The organism is Bacteroidales bacterium (assembly GCA_031275285.1).
Lineage (GTDB): Bacteria > Bacteroidota > Bacteroidia > Bacteroidales > UBA4181 > JAIRLS01.
Window position 1 is genome coordinate 1 of the sequence record JAISOY010000207.1, and the last position, 18546, is coordinate 18546.

Below are 18546 nucleotides of genomic sequence, written 5' to 3' on the forward strand. Positions count from 1 at the left end.
ATTATCCGTGGAATGACACTACCTGGGTTTGGAAGGATACCCAAACAGAACTGTTAAAAAAAGGCTATGAACCTCCCATTCATGATTTTTCCATCACTATGGTGGACAATGGGGTTGACATTACGGATCAAATATTGGCATCCGGAAGTTATACATTTTTACTGATTGCACACCGTCTGGACAAAAGCAATCAGGAAGCGCTAAAAAAAGCAGACGAGATCGCCCGTTTCTGCGAAGAAAACGGCTATGGATTTTATTGCCTTACTTCTACCTTGCAGGATGAAATAGAAAAATTAAAAACCGAGCTAGGCCTGTCTTACGACTTCTGTTTTACAGATGAGATCACCCTCAAAACGATCATCAGGTCCAACCCCGGATTTGTTTTGATCAGGGAAGGCAACATCTTAAATAAATGGCACTATAATGATGTACCGGAAGTAAAAGAATTGGATGCAAACCTGCTCAGTTTTTCCTTGAAAGAACAGGCTGAGACCTCTGAAAATCGTCTGATTTATGCATTAATATTAGGATTTATCCTCGTAGTATATGCTTTCTATGAGTTCAAAAGACCATAAAAAATATTTGTAAAGACCAACGAAAAAAATATATATAACAATGCAAAAACCTTCTATTCCAAAGGGAACACGTGATTTTATTCCCGCTGAAATGGTGAAAAGAAATTATATTTTTGATACCATTAAGTCTGTTTTCCAGCGGTTCGGATTTCAACCCATTGAAACTCCTGCCATGGAAAACCTGACGACCTTACTTGGAAAATACGGAGAAGAAGGGGATAAATTGTTGTTCAGGATTTTAAATTCAGGCGATTTTCTATCAGAAGTAAGTGATTCTGATATTTCGGAGAAGAACTTGAATAAACTATCTATGAAAATGTGTGAAAAAGGGTTACGTTATGATCTCACCGTCCCTTTTGCCCGTTTTGTCGTACAACACCAGAATGAGATTTCATTTCCATTCAAACGTTACCAGATACAACCGGTATGGCGTGCTGACCGGCCACAAAAGGGTCGTTACCGGGAATTTTACCAGTGTGATGTTGATGTTGTCGGGAGTAATTCCCTATTGAATGAAGCGGAGTTACTGCAAATCATTGCTGATGTATTCCATTCATTGAATGTCAGGGTACTGGTAAAATTGAATAACAGGAAAATATTAACAGGAATTGCTGAATTGATCGGCCAGAAAGATAAAATCACAGACATTACTGTTGCCATTGATAAACTGGAAAAAATCGGCCTGGATAAAGTAAATGAAGAGCTCTTATCCAAAGGATTGACAAAAGATTCGGTAGATGCCTTGCAGCCGGTGATACAACTTTCAGGGAATAACAGGGAAAAAATCAGTCAATTGGAAGAGTGGTTTGTCGGCAATGAAACCGGACAAGCAGGTGTCGATGAAATACGTACCATCCTGGATTATGCAGAATCATTGCAGATAGCGGTTCCTATAGAGTTTGACCTTACTCTAGCCCGGGGCTTGAATTATTATACAGGGGCCATTATAGAAGTGAAAGCATTGGATGTGGTCATAGGAAGTATTTGTGGCGGCGGCCGCTATGACAATTTAACCGGCATTTTTGGATTACCGGGTATCTCAGGGGTCGGTATCTCATTTGGTGCAGACCGCATTTATGACGTTTTAAGTCAATTAGATGCTTATCCCAAAAATATGACTCAAAATACGCAATTAATGTTTGTCAATTTTGGGCAGAAGGAAGAACAATATGTATTGAAAGTACTGTCAAAGGTTCGTGCTTCCGGCATTAATGCAGAAATCTACCCGGAAGCTGCTAAAATGAAAAAGCAAATGACTTATGCCAACAGCAAGTCAATTCCATTCGTGGCTATGATCGGTGAAAATGAAATGTCCAACAACATCATCGGATTAAAAAACATGATATCCGGAGAACAAAATAATGTCTCATTTGAAGAAATGATCATCAAAATAAAAAAGGAAGAAGTATAACCAAAGATTTCTCCTTTTGGTCATCAGACTTTCGGATCAGTTTCTGTTGGCCCGTTCGCTGATCATTTTTTCATAAACAATGTCCCATTTTTTAGGTACAAGCATATTACCTTCACGCTTAACCGCAAAAATAGATATACATTTCTGAAGCATCACCAAAAAATACCTGTTCGGGTTCATAGTATGAATCTTTTACAAATTATCTTTAAACTAAGATGGCAACTTTAAGAAATGCTGCTTATTTTATGTAACATTTTTTTCATATTTTTGTTTTTATATTCTTTGATTTTTTTCAAATGACAGGACAACCTATTATTTCATTCAATCAGGCAAGCATATTTCATGGGGATCATCTGGTATTGAAAGATGTCAATTTTTCTGTTATGCCGGGTGAATTTGTTTATCTCATCGGTAAAGTCGGCAGCGGAAAAACAAGCCTGATCAAAACCTTAAATGCTGAATTGCCTTTAAAGAGCGGAGAAGGATTTTCCGTTGGTTATGCATTGCGCAACTTGAAAAAAAAACAGATCCCCTTTCTTCGGCGTAAGATGGGAGTCGTATTTCAGGATTTCCAGCTCCTTTCAGACCGGAACGTATATGAAAATCTTTTATTCGTGTTACAAGCAACCGGATGGAAGAAAAAAAATAATCCCGACCAACGGATCAATGATGTCCTACAAAAGGTCGGCCTTTCTAATAAAGGATATAAGATGCCCCATCAGCTTTCGGGAGGTGAACAGCAACGGGTCACTATTGCCCGTGCTCTGTTAAATGATCCTGCATTGATCCTCGCGGATGAACCAACCGGGAACCTTGATCCGGAAACATCTTCGGAAATCATGGATGTCCTGATCGGCATCAAAGAATCCGGACAAACGGTGGTTATGGTGACCCATAATTACAACCTGCTAAAGAAATACCCTTTCCGCACCATCAAATGTGAAAATGAAACGGCTACAGAGGTAGATACATTACAAGAAATAGATTTTAGTTCCCTGATGGAAGAGGATAATCAAACTATCGTCAATGATTATTATTCCATAGAGTTTGATGAAAGTGAGGAGTAAGCTGTCTTCTTAAAAATTATAAGAGAAGCCGATCTCGAAAAACTCTTTGACCTGAAGCTTTGCCCCAGCAGGAGCATCCACCATATTTCCTTCATCGTTTCTTACTTTTTTGGTAGTTTTTTGGTCGTCATCATATATCATATTGATCCTGAGCCCTGCCGAGATAAATCTGGTAAGAGCGACCCTAAAATTAAAATCCCAGGTAACATCTACGTTTTCAGGACTTTCCAAATAGTTAGAAAAAAGTTCCAATTGGGAAGTATAGGTAATTTTTTTGGATAAAAAATCTCCATTCAGACTAAAAACAATCCCTCCCCCGATCTCATAACGGGCATGTTTTCCCTTTTCAATGAGCTCATCACTTAAACCAGCCCTCTTCATAATTGTCGGGTTATCTGACCGTACCAATGTCGCCTTACCCATAGCCGGTGACATATATATGGAAAATTTGGATGATGGTTTATAATCCAACCCTAGGGATAAAAATAAATATGCAGGCGCCAGAAAATCGGAGATCCGGATCGTGTCATCTTTATTGTATTGATATCCGCGAGCAAACTGTGTCTTCCCCAGGAAAACCGCTGAATAATACCAGTTTTTTGCCATTTCATAACCGACACGGGAACCAACATTAAGCTGGTCATCATTCTTCACAGCCTTAAAATCTCCTTTCTTAACAATACCATAAGCCAAAAATGCATTATTTTCCCAGAAAACTTTGTCCTTCTTGTAGTTTGCAAACAAAGTCATATTGCCGTTTAAGCTAATGGTAGGTTCTCCCCCTGCCGCCCAGTTAGAAAGCCAGGTCTGGGAAAAATTCAGACTTGTGTTGCCGCCTAGTTTCCATTTAACAGAATCGGGAATACCGGTAGCAGCGACCTTTATGGCTTGCTCTGTAGCCGTTTTTTTTGCAGCTTTAATATTGGCATCTACAGATTGAGCTTCTGCTGTTAGTACAGTGATCGATAGAATCAACAGTAATACGAAAAAACGTGAAAAATATCTCATCGTATGTAATTTAAGTGTGTGATGTTGAATAAAAAATAAATTGATACCAGCCATAATCATCTAAATATTAATATTTATGCTATAAGATGTTTCATAAGAAAATGAAAACTGATAACGGCCCAAAGATATAATATATTTTCCTAATTTCGATAAAAATACCATCTGAATATACCTCCTATATAATTCTTTTTCAGAATATATAAGTCCCATTGTCAAAATATTCCATAAATATGAATATATTTGCTGTAACAAGACGGGTATATTCATTACCCGGCAAATCATCATGTAAAATTTTTCATTATTCGAAAAACCAAGAATGATCATATAGATAATTATGAAGATAAATTCGTTTAAACATATACAAAGATTTTCTATTTTATCCTTATTGGTTGTATTGAATTGTTTTCTCATGTTCTCACAACCTAAACCTGTAGAAGAACTAACACGCAATGATGTTCTGTCCATGAGTTTCGATGAATTATCCGTATATTCCTTGGAAGAAATCATGAAAATAGCTGAAATTGTAGGGGTCTCTACTGATGATCTATTCAAGTTACTTTTAAATAAAGATATATCCATTGCCTCCAAACAGGAAGAAAGTTATTTTGACACCCCATTATCCACATCAGTACTCACTGCAGCAGATATTCAACGGTCGGGGGCTTTATCTATCCCTGAGGCATTAAGGTTGCTTCCGGGAATCATTGTACGTGAAAAAACAAATGGAAATTATGATGTCCATATCCGGAGTTCGAATAATATAGCCGGCCAGCAAAGCATGTTTTCCGAAAACACCCTATCACTGGTGATGATTGACGGAAGATCGGTATATAATTACATTACCGGAGGCACCTTTTGGGAATCATTGCCAATAGGACTGGCAGATATTGAAAGGATTGAAGTGATCCGGGGCCCGGCAAGTGCCATGTATGGAGCTAATGCCGTAACCGGGGTAATCAATATCATCACCCAGAAAGCATCTCCTGAGAAGCTTTCCATACAAGCGAATTTCAATACCGGCGGAGCCATTAACCCATCCGAATCAGCATCTTCTGTCGGTGGAATAGGGACACAATCACTGGCAGCATTGTTTAATGTAAACAATAAGCTAAAGTTTAAGGTCTCGGGAAATTATACATACAGGGAGCGGACCCAGTCTGACATCTTTTTTTTTATGACCGACAGGTTTCCGGTGTTGACTGCATCGCTCGCCACTTCAAGTGCCAAATATTATCCGGTCGATTCGGTGGTGATCCATGGGGTGGATCCGAAAAAGATGTTCCGGAATCCTAACAGGGCATTACAGGCTTATGGTGTTAACGGGTTAGCATCATATTCTGTAAATAATGACGTTCATTTTGATTTGACGACAGGAATGCAAAGATCCGATGTTATTTCATCCAATCTCGATTTTTACTTTTTTGCCCACACTACACGACAAATTGAGTCTCAGTATGTAAATCTTCTATCAAAGATTTACGGATTTGATATCCAGGCCGGATACACATGGGGAAAAGGCGATCTCGCTGTCGGAATACCGGGACTTAAAGCCGACATGACAAATTTTAACCTGAACATTGAATATAACTACAAATGGAACAACCTGAATATTAATCCCGGATTTTATTTTTACCATAATACGCTCAACAGCGATCCGTATAAAGCAGAAAACCAATCTTATTTTGAAGGAAAACGCTTATTATATTCATTTGCACCAAGTATCCGCCTTGATTATAAATTGTTTGAAAAGTTACGTTTTATCGGGGCGTTGCGACTGGAAAAAAATAATCATCCGGATAAGGCATATTTAACCTGGCAACTGGTAGGTAATTATAAATTTAATGAGAACAGCCTTATCCGTGCAGTATATTCAAGGGCCAATAAAAGTCCGTTCATGATGGATATCAACATTAATTCGACTGTCCATACGAGTATCGGACATGAGAAAGACATCGGCATCCGGATGATGGGGAATAAAGATCTTAAACTGGCAGTGATGGATATGTTTGAATTGGGTTATCGTCAGAAAATAGGAGAATATATCCTGTTGAATGCCGAATTATTTTATACAAGGATTAAAGATTTAAATATATCCGGAATGGATGAAATGCATGTCTATGGACAAAAAATACAGATTCCCCCGACCAATACATATATCCTGAGAGATTTTTATCCCTATTATATGGCCTATTCCTTTAAGAACATCCCGGAAGTCCAAAAGCAACTGGGAGCCACATTGGAGTTAGGGATTATAGTGAATAATGATCTTAATTTCAGGCTTTGGGGAACATTACAGGAAACAAGAACAGAAAAGCACAATGAAAATCCCTTAACGATGATGGCTCTTGGCGAAGAGGTCATCTGGAATCCTTCAAAATATGAATTCAGTGAAAACGATTATCAAATCCCCGGCATAACCATAGAGCCCGAATTGGTTGACAAGAAATCGAAATCCACTCCTTCTTTTTATGGAGGCTATGAAATGAATTGGAAATTCGCCCAAAAGTTCTCCTTCTTTTCCAATGGTTATGGATTTTCCAAACAAGATCTTTCAACGTATAATATTGTTCGCATGGATATTAAAGCCAAAATGTTAATCAATGCCAGGGTATCCTATCATTTCATTGAAAATTCGGCCCTATCGTTTTCCGTAAATAATATCCTGAATGCTACTACCCAGGAATACGAATTTATGGATAAAGTAGGAACATATTGGAATTTAGGCCTGAATGTTAAATTTTGATTGTACCTAAAAAAGTGGTGGACACAACAAATCCGACCTGGCGGATTGAATCATCTATTTCGGGAAAGTTTACCAATTTATAAGTTAATATCCCATGTACGATAATAACGAACATAAATGATATTGTAGTTGTATGAAATGGATATCATATATTTTAGTTACCTTTTTAACTTCAGGTTGGGTATTCGGGCAGACTAATTTCTTCACCCAGTTATCCGACTCCGCATTTACACTGACAAAACAACGGGTTCAATACGATCCTGCATATTTTCAGATGAGTTATCCGAACGGAGATGTACCTCCCAATAAAGGAGTCTGTACGGATGTTGTGATTCGTGCATACAGAAAGCTGGGTATCGATTTGCAGAAAGAAGTCCATGAGGACATGAAAGCTAATTTTAATAAATATCCGAAGATATGGGGACTTACCCGTCCTGATAAAAACATAGACCACAGACGTGTTCCTAACTTAATGACATTTTTCTCCAGGCATGGTACAACAAAAAAAATCTCACAGGAACCCGGCGAGTATCAACCGGGGGATATTGTTTGCTGGGATCTCGGACAAGGAACAACTCATATTGGAATAGTTTCAGGTGTCAGGTCAGGAGATAAACAAAGATACCTAATCATTCATAATATCGGAGGAGGACAGGTCCTGGAGGATTGTTTGTTCAGGTTTAAAATAACAGGACATTACACATATAAAAAATAAATGATGAATACGAAGTTTGATTCATTAGGACTGATAAGTGTAAATTCCATCTAAAAACACCGTGAGTGTTGCATAATTTTCCACTCCACTAGTCACATAATTTTCAGAAGCCCGATGACAGGTAAAAAACTGTAGGTTATCAAATTTATGATTCATCCTGTTTCAGAGCACAGATACCGATTCTACAATGAATCCGCCCACTCGGTTATGTCATTTATAAATCCGTTTTTCTCAACTCAAATTGTATATTCAACAGATTTGTTATTTCTTTGCACATTCTACAAAGCGTTAAAAATGTTTGTTTATTGGATAAAATATTGATTTGAATAAATTATTGGAATCCTGTTCCTTATGAAGATATCTCTTTTTATGCATTTGCAAAGGTTTCTTATAGTATTCTTGTTTTCACTTTTCAATTGTTTGGTTCTTTTCTCACAACCAAAACCCATAGAAAAATTAACCCATGAGGATATCACCTCTATGAGTTTCGATGAACTATCGGCCTATTCGCTGGAGGATATAATGAAAATTGCGGAGAAGGTCGGTATTACCACAGATGACCTATTCAATATGCTTCTGAACAAAGATGTATCTATTGCTTCAAAACAAGATGAAAGCTATTTCGATACGCCTCTTTCTACATCGGTACTAACGGCAGGGGATATCAGACGATCAGGTGTCTTATCTATACCTGAAGCCTTGAGGTTATTACCCGGCGTTATTGTCCGTGAAAAAACCAACGGCAATTATGATGTTCATCTCCGGAGTAGCAATAACATTGCAGGGCAACAAAGTTTATTCTCCGAAAATACATTAACCCTTGTGATGCTTGACGGAAGAGAGGTATATACCTATGTTACGGGTGGGACATTCTGGGAATCACTACCTATCGGGCTGGTAGATATTGAACGGATCGAGGTGATCCGCGGGGCTGCCAGTGCTATGTACGGTGCCAATGCCGTAACGGGTGTCATCAATATCATCACAAAAAAGACATCTTCCGAAAGGGTTTCCGTTGAGGCGAACATCTCTACCGGAGGATACACGGATCCACCTGCCTATTCTCCGGCTGTTGGCGGCGTAGGCACCCAATCGCTTTCCGCTTCGTTTAACCTGAATGAAAAATTCAAATTCAGGTTGTCGGGAAATTATACTTACAGGGACCGGGCACAATCCGATATTTATTTTTTCCTATCAGAGAGATTACAGGTATCGGACCCTGTTTATTATCCGGTGGATTCGGTAGTAATCCAGGGGTCAGACCCCAAGAAAATGTTTAAAAATCCGAACCGGGGGTTACAGGCATATGGGGTCAACGGATTGATGTCATATGTAATCAACCCGGATATCTATTTTGACCTGACTACAGGACTTCAAAGATCCACAGCCATCTCATCCAATCTGGATTTTTATTTTTTTGCCCATACCACCCGGCAAATGGAAACCCAATATTTCAATCTCCGGTCTAAAATTCACGGGTTCAACATCCAGGCGGGTTATATGTGGGGATACGGTGATATGGCTATGGGAATACCCGGTTTGAAGAGTGACATGGGGAATTTTAATTTCAATATAGACTATAATTACAGGTGGAATAATATAAACATCAATCCAGGTTTTTACTTTGCTTACAATACCATGAACGGGGACAAGAACAATCAATCCTTTTTCCACGGAAAACAGGTCCTCCGTTCATATGCGCCCAGCCTTCGCCTCGATTATACGCCATGTGAACAACTACGCTTCATTGGGGCATTGAGACTGGAAAAAAATGAAATTCCCGATAAAGCTTACCTGACATGGCAACTCGCAGGGAATTACAAATTCAATGAAAACAGCCTGATCCGTGCCGTATATTCAAGAGCCAACCGTAGTCCTTTTATGATGGATGTTCGTATTAATTCGACCGTATCATTGGACTTCGGACAATTGCAAACCAATCCTGACGACCCGAAAAATATAGTCAATATCGGAATGAGGGGAGATGAAAACCTGAAACTGGCTATAATGGATATGTATGAACTGGGGTACCGACAGAAAATCGGAAATCATATTTTATTGAATGTAGAATTATTTCACTCCAGGATCAAAGATCTGAATGCGGCAGAGTTAAAAGAAATGCGGGTTACTTTCGGCGATCCTCAGGTATTGCGTTTTTACCCGTATTTGATGGATTTTTCTTTTGAAAATATTTCTGACAAGCAGGAGCAAACAGGTGGAACCATCGAGATAGGCGTTGTTGCCAACAAACAGTTAAGTTTCCGTCTTTGGGGAACCTTACAACACACAGAAATAAGGAAACATAACAGGAATAGTTCTACCATGATGAAGTTGGGTGAAGTCTTTGCTGCTGCTGTAATTAGCGGCAGGCTGAACGACTACAAAGTAGATGACAATGATTACCGGTTTCTTGATACGGACCTGACAACAGATTTGGTTAGTGTAAAATCAGAATCAACTCCTTCCTTTTATGGAGGGTACGAAATGACCTGGAAAATTGGGAAGAAAGTTTCTCTTTTTTCCAATGGTTATGGTTTTACGGAACAAAGCTATGCCAATCAGTTTTACTCTGCGGACATTAAATCCAAGATGCTGATCAATGCAAAAATCGGATATCATTTTGTGGAAAATGCCACCTTATCTTTATCTGTAAATAATATTCTAAATGCAACCAGTCAGGAATACGGTTTCATGGATAAGGTCGGAACCCAGTGGTACCTTGGGTTCAATGTTAAGTTCTGATCAGATCAGGTTCAGCATTTTCACAGTTGCCTGAATAGCAGAAATCGTCTGGTCAGGATCAAGACCCCGGGTTTTGAATTCCCTTTCTCCATTCTGCCAGGTAATCACTGTTTCCACCAGCGCATCGGTATGTCCTCCCGGAGGAATGGAAACGACATAATCCATCAGCCTTGGCAGGTCTTTATTAAGCGGCGCGTATATTTTCCTTAATGCATTCATGAAAGCATCGTATTGCCCGTCTCCTGCAGAAGTTTCTTCATAGCATTTTCCGTCTACTTCCAGGCTGAGTGTAGCTACTGATTTTAATCCTTCGGCTACATTGAGTGAGTAATTATGGACTTTTATTTTCTGTTCGATCCCTTCGCTTTGCAGGACATCGGAAATAATATACGGCAAATCGTCGGCTGTAACATTTTCCTTACGGTCTCCCAGTTCGATCACCCGTTTTGTGACACGTTGCATGGCTTCCGGATCGAGTTGTATCCCGAGCTCTTCAAGATTCCTGGCAATATTCGATTTTCCGGCAGTTTTTCCGAGGGCATATTTCCGTACACGTCCGAAACGTTCAGGCAACAGATCGTTGTAATACAATTTGTCCTTATTATCACCATCCGCATGTACGCCGCAAGCCTGTGTAAAAACGTTTTCCCCGACAATCGGCTTATTCGCAGGAATACGGATACCTGAAAAAGTTTCTACCATCCTACTCAACAGAGTCAGTTTTTCTTCATTTACCTTTACCTGCGTATCCGTATGATCCCTAAGCACTGCCACAACACTTGCCAGCGGGGTGTTCCCGGCACGTTCACCAAGTCCGTTAACAGTAGCATGTATTCCTTTTATCCCTGCTTTGACGGCAGCCAATGTATTAGCTACGGCCAGATCATAATCATTATGGGCATGAAAATCCAGATGCACTCCGGGATACCTGTCACACATTTCCTTACAAAAAAGGAATGTTTCATCCGGAGCAAGAATGCCCAATGTATCGGGGAGCATGATACGCTGTAGCCCCACGTCTTTTAAATGATCAACCAGGAAGAAGACATAATCTTTTGAATGGCGCATACCGTTGCTCCAATCTTCAAGGTACAGGTTGGCTTTCATACCTTTCCGGGCAACCATTTCAACAGATTTTTTGACATCGGAGACATGCTGTTCAGGTGTTTTGCGCAACTGACCGGTCAGGTGTTTCATGGATCCCTTGCATAACAGATTTACCACCTTAGCTCCCGCGCCATGTATCCAGTTAACGGATTGATCCCCGTCAATAAAAGCGAGTACCTCAACCTGCTCCAGCCTGTTGTTTTTTTCCGCCCATTCGGTGATCCTTTTTACTGCTTCCAGTTCGCCTTCCGATACCCTGGCGGAAGCAATTTCAATACGGTCGACTTTTACTTCTTCCAATAACAACCGGGATATATGCAACTTTTCAGCTGCAGTGTAAGCTACTCCTGAAGTCTGTTCCCCGTCACGCAGGGTGGTATCCATTATTTCAACATTCATCTGTATAAATTAATCTTTTAAAGTTCCGGATTTTGGATTTCTTACTTTCAAACTTTAACTATTCCGCTATGGTCATTTTTACTGTTACCTCATCTTTAAACGGCACATAGAAAGGAATAAATTCAAATCCCGGGACAAGGTTAAAAGCTCTTTGGTTCACTTCCGTAGGCATAATTTTCATCGCAGATCCGACAATAATGTATAACCGGGTATCCGGTTTCTCAATATAAAAACCGTTCCGGACGGATGCATATTTTTCATTACCCTTAGATATGACCGGAACCGCCAGTGTCATTTCTTTATCTTTCTGATTTAGTGAAACGGCTTTTATATGTATATCGGTCTTTGTAAACTGGTATGTTATTTCCACCGGAATACTGCCGGATTCGGGTGACTTCCCATCTTTAGCCACCAATTCGGTAAGAACAACGAACTTTTCCCCGTCAGTACCGGAATCGTGCGAAATCCTGGCTTCTTTATCGCAGATATTGGTATAGGTTTTTCCTTTTTCTTTATATTCAACCCTCAAGGTCGACGGATAGTTCATCAATCTTTTACTTACCTGCATATTACTGGATTCCACCATGGAATATTCGGTCATGGCTGCAGCAAGTATGGGACCGGTTTTCGGGTTCCACAGCATAGAAAGGGCACCACCGTGTGTATTTCCTCCGGGAGATTTATAAGCAACATCATATCCGGAAATCGTTCCTCTCCACCCACCTAAGGCAACCGTCCAGACATCAAGGTCTTCAAAATGCCTGACACCGTATTCCTTCTCCCTGGGCAGGCTGATTCGCTCTGCCGGACGGCTGAACCCTTTATGCAAAGCAACCGCAAGTCCTTTGGCATGTTCAAACGTATGATGGATACAAGCAGCATAACCTGCAGACTGGTAATGCATCCCACCATATAATATTCCATTGCCGGTACAGGCTCTCAACAATTCAAAATTACGATATCCCGCTTCTATAAATAGCGGATCGTCTTTGCCTAAAACGGAACATAATGATATTACTCCGTCACAGGTACGGCTTCCCCAATACGACCATTTATAGTTCCGGGTACCCCAACTATTGTCCCATGCTCCATCTCCTAACATAAACTCAAGATGGGTATACATGGATTTTTTGATGGCTTCCTTCAGGACGTCGTCTTTTACCAGATCAGCGTATAGCATCAGATTGGGAAGTGTTTCTTCAACATTGTATCCCAAATCGACCGGAAGCAATCCTTTCTTCGATTTGTTATACGGATAAGGTCCTTCGCCAAAGAAAAAATGGTTATTCTCAGTAAAATAGGCCAGGATATCCTTAGCCTGCCGGGCAGCCTGTTCAATATATTCCTCTTTTCCCAGCATCTTTCCGGATAAAGCAAGGGCATAACAAGCCGTTGCCGGATAATTGATGTTACCGAAACCGGGCTTCATAGCAGATGAGACATATTTGACCTGTTCCGAGGCACTTTCCAGCCAGCGTTTTTTTGTCGGTTCGTCGATCAAATGACCAAAATCGGATATGGATTCAAGCAAAACAATCAGTCCGAAAACAGTAACTCCCCGCCATGTGTAGATGCTTACCTCATTGTTCCATGTTCCATCGGCAAAACGTACATTCGCTTCACCCCAGTCAAACAGTTTTTTTGCTGCTTCGACATAACGCTGGTCTTTTGTGTGATCAGCCAGGTATAATAAAGGATAGATGGCATCCGGTGCGCGACCGTGCATCAATGCACATCCCGGACAAACTATTCCGCCGTCCAATGCATGGTCTTCATGATGCAATTGACAGGAAAGCAGTTTATCGCACCACTCCCTCAACTGATCAAACATCTCCTGTTGTCCCGGCTTAATAGCATGATCGTTATTTCCGGCTTTTACATATAAAGATGTGATTGACAGAAATATTATAAGGAAGAAAAACTTCCGTATTTTTAACCGGCATAACCATTGTGAGGTATTACTTCCCATATTTTACCGTTATAAGGTCCGATCGTTACTTTGTCAATTACTTTGTCGTTGTTCGTACGCTTCTATTTCACCTTTGATGCTCAACAGGTAATCGATATCATCATAACCATTGATCAGACAGGTTTTTTTGTACTTGTTGATATCGAAATATTCTTTTTCACCTGTCGAAAGAAGTGTGATTTCCTGGTTTTCAAGGTCGATCCGGATTTGGGTCTTGGGATCTTTTTCCACTTCAGCAAAAATTTTAGCCAGAAATTCAGGACTCACCTGTACAGGCAACAACCCGTTATTGAGTGAATTATTTTTAAAGATATCTGCAAAAAAACTGGATACCACAGCCCTGAATCCATAATCGACAATAGCCCATGCCGCATGTTCACGACTGGAACCACTTCCGAAATTCTTTCCGCCTACCAGTACTTTTCCCGAATATCTGGGATCATTCAGCACAAAAGAGGTGATCGGTTGATTGTTTTTATCATATCGCCAGTCACGGAACAGATTTTCTCCGAATCCGTCGCGTGTGGTTGCTTTCAGGAACCGGGCAGGTATGATCTGGTCAGTGTCTACATTTTCTACCGGCAGAGGAACCACGGAAGTTTCTAAAGTGACAAATTTTTCAGCCATTTTTAATTGAATATTTTTTATTGATTATAGAATATTTTGTTTGATACTCGCTTATTAAGCACTCAGTGCTATTTATTATTTTATTAAATCACATTGATCGAGACGATTACGTTTATTAAATATGACATTAATTTATTGATATTATTTAATAACATATTTACCGATGCATTGAATATGATCTTATGTCAATATTTAATAGGCAATCATCAACTAAGCGACAGCGTTCTCATGAGCGACAGCGATTAATTGTCAATTATCTTTTCGCATTGTTTACTGATCAGATCCCCGTATGTTTCTCTTTCACGAATCAGGATGATTTTGTCCTCATCGATCAGGTATTCGGCCGGTCTTGGCTGTGCATTGTACTGACTGGCCATTACCATCCCGTAAGCTCCGGCAGTGAAAACAGCCAATCTCTCACCCGGATCCACCGGAGGTAACATCCTTGACTTGGCCAGATAATCGCTGGACTCACAGATAGGACCTACAACATCATACTCAACCAACCCATTAATTTCCGGATCGAATTTCCGTTGTGTGACGGAAAACCTACTTTCGGTTTTCACAGGCCAGATAAAATGACTGGCATCATACAAGGCAGGCCGGATCAAATGATGCATTCCCGTATCCGTAATCAGGATATTTTTATCATCATCGGTTTTCTTTACATATTGAACCGAGGTAACAAGGATACCTGCATTAGCAGAGATGGTTCTTCCCGGCTCCATAATTATTTTAATGCCTTTATCGGCAAGAGGCTTTAAGACAGGGACAATAGCTTTTGAATACTCTTCCCATGAAGGTGATTTCCCATCCTCATAATCAGCTGCATATCCTCCGCCGACATCCAGATATTTTACAGAGAAACCTTTCGTTGCCAGCTTTCCAATCAACCCGGCCATCTTTTCGATGGCTTTGACATAAGGTTCTGCTGTATAAATCGGTGAGCCTATATGGATATGAATACCTTCGAGTTTTACATGATCACTTTTACCATAAGTATTAAAAAAGTGGAATGCATGATCGATATCCACACCAAACTTACCACCTTTCTTACCGGTGGTCGTCTTCGCATGTGTATTTTTATCATATTCATCAGGATTAACCCTAAGCAATGCCTTCACTACTTTACTCCTGGAACGGGCAATTTCCTCGATCCGCACAAATTCGGGTTCTGATTCTATATTAAAAAAACCGATTCCGGTATCAATGGAATATTCTATTTCCTCCACGGTTTTTCCTACTCCCGCATATACGATCTTTTCGGGTGAAACGCCCGCCGTCCGGCTTATAAACAGTTCTCCCCCACTGACAATGTCCATCCCGGCTCCAAGTTCTGCCAACCTCTTTAAAATGGTAATGTTGTTACAGGTCTTCACGGCAAAACATATTAACGGATCCAGTTCCTGAAAACTTTCCTTGAATTTTAAAAAATGCTCTTTGAAGGTATTCCAGGAATACAAATAAAAAGGTGTTTTTATGGAAGACATCCGATCCATATCTACCTCTTCACAAAACAATTTACCGTTATGATATTTGAAATAATCCACTTTTCAATTTTTAATTTGGAAGTCCGAATGTTTATAAAGTTTGAAAGTCAAAAAGTAAGAATGTTCATAAAGTCAGAAAGTGAGGGCTTGAAAACCTTTTCCAACATATTTTTCTCAATTTTTGATTCATTCATTATTCATTCTCAATTTTCAATTCTCAATTCTCAATTATATCACTGTTATCCAAGCATATGGATCGGGGTCATCACCATATTGAATTGCACGCAACTTTTGGTACAATCTGGTGGATACAGGGCCTGCTGCATCTTCACTACCGAAAATAAATGATTTATCGGCATCCGGGTCGTCGATCCGGTGAATCGGGCTGATGACCGCCGCAGTCCCACAGATACCGGCTTCCTCAAACGCATCCAGTTCCTCTTCGGGAATCTGCCGCTTTTCCACCTTCATTCCCATATCGGTTGCCAGTCGCATCAGGCTGTCGTTGGTAATGGATGGAAGTATGGACGGAGAGAGTGGAGTAACATATGTATTGTCTTTAATCGCAAAGAAGTTGGCAGGGCCGCCTTCATCAATATATTTTTTCTCCTTAGGATCGAGATAAAGCACTGCCGAATATCCTAATTGATGTGCTTTTTCACCGGCGACCAATCCTGCCGCATAGTTTCCACCGATTTTATAGACCCCTGTTCCCTGTGGTGCAGCACGGTCATACTGGCGAAAAATCACCAATGACGTAGGACGGAATCCTGTTTTGAAATACGGCCCAACCGGAGTGACGAAAACGACGAATAAATATTCCGTTGCCGCTTTTACTCCGACCTGAGGGCTTATGCCAATTAATAACGGACGGATATAGAGAGAAGCACCACTTTCGTATGGCGGTACATATTTTTTGTTTAATTCGACAGCTTTGATTACCGATTCTGTAAAAATTTCCACAGGCAATTCAGCCATAGCGATTCCACGGCAGGATGACTGCATCCGTAAAGCATTTGCTTCAATCCTGAAAATACGGATTTTCCCGTCTTTTCCCCTGAACGCTTTTAGTCCTTCAAATGCTTCCTGTCCGTAATGCAGGCAGGTAGCCGCCATGTGCATATCTATCCTTTCGGAAGTAGTTTCCTGAGGCTGACTCCATTTTCCATCCCTGAAATGGCTTCTTACATTATAATCGGTCTTATGGTAACCAAAAGGTAAATTTCCCCAATCAATCATTTTCAGTGAATTATTATATCAATATTAGAACATTGTCCTGGGATCTGTAATTTTACCGGTAATAGCTGCAGCTGCAGCTACAAGCGATCCGGCAAGCAATGTGCGTGATCCCGGTCCCTGACGTCCTTCAAAATTACGGTTGGAAGTGGATACAGCATACATCCCGGCTGGTACTTTGTCCTCATTCATGGCCAGACATGCGGAACATCCGGGCTGACGCAGTTCAAATCCGGCTTCCTTGAGTATATGATCCAGTTTTTCTTCCCTGATTTGCCTTTCAACAGTTCCCGAACCGGGAACGAGCCAGGCCACAACATCCGGATTTTTCTTTTTGCCTTTTACAAATTCAGCAAAAGCGCGGAAATCTTCGATCCGTCCATTGGTACAACTACCCAGAAAAACATATTGGATAGGATGGCCGATTAATGATTGTCCGGGTTTAAAGCCCATATATTGCAATGCCTTATCAAATGTTACCCTATCTGTGCCGGTCAATCCTTCTCCGGTTGGTATCTTATCTGTAACTTTCATTCCCATACCCGGATTAGTCCCGTATGTGATCATGGGTTCGATATCGGCAGCATCGAACGAATAGGTTTTATCAAATACAGCTCCTTCATCTGTTTTCAGCGTTTTCCAATATTCCACCGCCTTGTCCCATTCCTCACCTTTGGGCGCATATTCACGTCCTTTGAAATATTCGAAAGTTTTTTCATCGGGAGCGATCAAGCCGCCGCGTGCCCCCATTTCAATACTCATATTACAAACTGTCATACGGCCTTCCATGCTCAGGCTGCGAATGGCTGCCCCTGCAAACTCAATGAAGTATCCCGTACCTCCTCCTGCCGTAAGTTTGGCAATAATATACAAAACAATGTCTTTTGCCGTAACCCCTTTTCCTGGTTGTCCGTTTACCTCGATCAGCATCTTTTTGGGCTTCGGTTGCATGATACATTGGGTAGCCAGCACCATTTCCACTTCACTGGTACCGATACCGAATGCAATACTTCCATATGCTCCGTGTGTGGAAGTATGGCTATCTCCACATACGATGGTCATACCAGGAAGGGTAATACCCAGTTCGGGACCGACAACATGTACTACTCCCTGCTTTGGATTTCCCAACCCGAAATAAGTCACCTGATGATGGGTAGTATTCATGGCGAGTGTTTCCACCTGTATACGCGACTGCTCTTCTACAATCGGCAGATGCTGGTTTAGCGTAGGCACATTGTGGTCGCAGGTAGCAAAAGTCTGTTTCGGGCGCGCTACTTTCAATCCCCGTTTATTCAGCCCAGCAAAGGCTTGGGGACTGGTCACTTCATGTATCAAATGACGGTCGATATACAATACGCTGGGTCCATCCTCAACCTGTTTTACCACATGACTGTCCCAGATTTTATCAAATACGGTTTTTTTCATTGAATCCTGATTATTTTCTATTGAGTATTATT

Annotated in this window: 13 protein-coding genes and 2 pseudogenes; 8 read left to right on the top strand and 7 right to left on the bottom strand. The window is 40.7% G+C overall.

Features of this window, described 5'->3' with window-relative positions; all coding sequences use genetic code 11:
• From LBQ60_20375 to LBQ60_20385, 3 genes are all read left to right on the top strand, one after another.
• Positions 1 to 575 (top strand): hypothetical protein (locus LBQ60_20375; protein ID MDR2040282.1); only part of this gene is annotated, 575 nt, incomplete at its 5' end.
• Between the two features lie 40 nt (positions 576 to 615).
• Complete coding sequence (gene hisS, locus LBQ60_20380; GenBank protein MDR2040283.1) at positions 616 to 1986, top strand: histidine--tRNA ligase; 1371 nt, start codon at positions 616 to 618, stop codon at positions 1984 to 1986.
• 296 nt (positions 1987 to 2282) lie between these two features.
• Positions 2283 to 3053 (top strand): ATP-binding cassette domain-containing protein, encoded by a 771-nt coding sequence (locus LBQ60_20385; protein ID MDR2040284.1) that lies wholly within the window; start codon positions 2283 to 2285, stop codon positions 3051 to 3053.
• Positions 3054 to 3062: 9 nt separating this feature from the next.
• Here LBQ60_20385 and LBQ60_20390 read toward each other — a convergent pair whose 3' ends face one another.
• Positions 3063 to 4061, bottom strand: coding sequence for a DUF3078 domain-containing protein (locus tag LBQ60_20390; GenBank protein ID MDR2040285.1), 999 nt, complete (start codon positions 4059 to 4061; stop codon positions 3063 to 3065).
• 409 nt (positions 4062 to 4470) lie between these two features.
• Between LBQ60_20390 and LBQ60_20395 the strand changes: the two genes are divergently transcribed.
• From LBQ60_20395 to LBQ60_20415, 5 genes and pseudogenes are all read left to right on the top strand, one after another.
• Positions 4471 to 6804 (top strand): TonB-dependent receptor, encoded by a 2334-nt coding sequence (locus LBQ60_20395; protein ID MDR2040286.1) that lies wholly within the window; start codon positions 4471 to 4473, stop codon positions 6802 to 6804.
• Between the two features lie 133 nt (positions 6805 to 6937).
• On the top strand, positions 6938 to 7519 hold the full coding sequence (locus LBQ60_20400) for a DUF1287 domain-containing protein (protein MDR2040287.1): 582 nt from the start codon (positions 6938 to 6940) through the stop codon (positions 7517 to 7519).
• 570 nt (positions 7520 to 8089) lie between these two features.
• Positions 8090 to 8425: pseudogene (locus LBQ60_20405) on the top strand (Plug domain-containing protein).
• Positions 8423 to 8524 (top strand): annotated as a pseudogene (locus LBQ60_20410) (TonB-dependent receptor plug domain-containing protein). Before LBQ60_20405 ends, LBQ60_20410 begins: the two co-directional pseudogenes overlap by 3 nt.
• A 21-nt stretch (positions 8525 to 8545) precedes the next feature.
• Positions 8546 to 10261, top strand: a complete 1716-nt coding sequence (locus LBQ60_20415) for a TonB-dependent receptor (protein MDR2040288.1) — start codon at positions 8546 to 8548, stop codon at positions 10259 to 10261.
• On the opposite strand, the gene LBQ60_20420 is transcribed toward LBQ60_20415, so the two are convergent.
• The 6 genes from LBQ60_20420 to leuC all read right to left on the bottom strand — a co-directional run bounded on the left by LBQ60_20420 (position 10262) and on the right by leuC (position 18514).
• Positions 10262 to 11767: a 2-isopropylmalate synthase gene (locus LBQ60_20420; protein ID MDR2040289.1), complete on the bottom strand. Its 1506-nt coding sequence runs from the start codon at positions 11765 to 11767 to the stop codon at positions 10262 to 10264. It lies immediately after the preceding gene.
• Positions 11768 to 11825: 58 nt separating this feature from the next.
• Positions 11826 to 13736, bottom strand: a complete 1911-nt coding sequence (locus LBQ60_20425; GenBank protein MDR2040290.1) for a hypothetical protein — start codon at positions 13734 to 13736, stop codon at positions 11826 to 11828.
• Between the two features lie 33 nt (positions 13737 to 13769).
• Positions 13770 to 14363 carry a 3-isopropylmalate dehydratase small subunit gene (gene leuD / locus LBQ60_20430; GenBank protein ID MDR2040291.1) on the bottom strand — a complete coding sequence of 198 codons (594 nt, stop codon included), beginning with the start codon at positions 14361 to 14363 and terminating at the stop codon, positions 13770 to 13772.
• Between the two features lie 242 nt (positions 14364 to 14605).
• Complete coding sequence (gene lysA, locus LBQ60_20435) at positions 14606 to 15913, bottom strand: diaminopimelate decarboxylase (protein ID MDR2040292.1); 1308 nt, start codon at positions 15911 to 15913, stop codon at positions 14606 to 14608.
• Positions 15914 to 16081: 168 nt separating this feature from the next.
• Positions 16082 to 17098, bottom strand: a complete 1017-nt coding sequence (locus LBQ60_20440) for a branched-chain amino acid aminotransferase (protein MDR2040293.1) — start codon at positions 17096 to 17098, stop codon at positions 16082 to 16084.
• A gap of 18 nt (positions 17099 to 17116) precedes the next feature.
• Entirely contained in the window at positions 17117 to 18514 is a 1398-nt protein-coding gene (gene leuC, locus LBQ60_20445; protein MDR2040294.1) for a 3-isopropylmalate dehydratase large subunit, read from the bottom strand.
• Between the last annotated feature and the right edge of the window lie 32 nt (positions 18515 to 18546).

Excerpts from the sequence above, each read along its gene's own strand:
- hisS (MDR2040283.1), top strand. The coding sequence starts at position 616 with ATGCAAAAACCTTCTATTCCAAAGGGAACACGTGATTTTATTCCCGCT.
- LBQ60_20385 (MDR2040284.1), top strand. The coding sequence starts at position 2,283 with ATGACAGGACAACCTATTATTTCATTCAATCAGGCAAGCATATTTCAT.
- LBQ60_20390 (MDR2040285.1), bottom strand. The coding sequence starts at position 4,061 with ATGAGATATTTTTCACGTTTTTTCGTATTACTGTTGATTCTATCGATC.
- LBQ60_20395 (MDR2040286.1), top strand. The coding sequence starts at position 4,471 with ATGTTCTCACAACCTAAACCTGTAGAAGAACTAACACGCAATGATGTT.
- LBQ60_20400 (MDR2040287.1), top strand. The coding sequence starts at position 6,938 with ATGAAATGGATATCATATATTTTAGTTACCTTTTTAACTTCAGGTTGG.
- LBQ60_20420 (MDR2040289.1), bottom strand. The coding sequence starts at position 11,767 with ATGAATGTTGAAATAATGGATACCACCCTGCGTGACGGGGAACAGACT.
- LBQ60_20425 (MDR2040290.1), bottom strand. The coding sequence starts at position 13,736 with ATGGGAAGTAATACCTCACAATGGTTATGCCGGTTAAAAATACGGAAG.
- leuD (MDR2040291.1), bottom strand. The coding sequence starts at position 14,363 with ATGGCTGAAAAATTTGTCACTTTAGAAACTTCCGTGGTTCCTCTGCCG.
- leuC (MDR2040294.1), bottom strand. The coding sequence starts at position 18,514 with ATGAAAAAAACCGTATTTGATAAAATCTGGGACAGTCATGTGGTAAAA.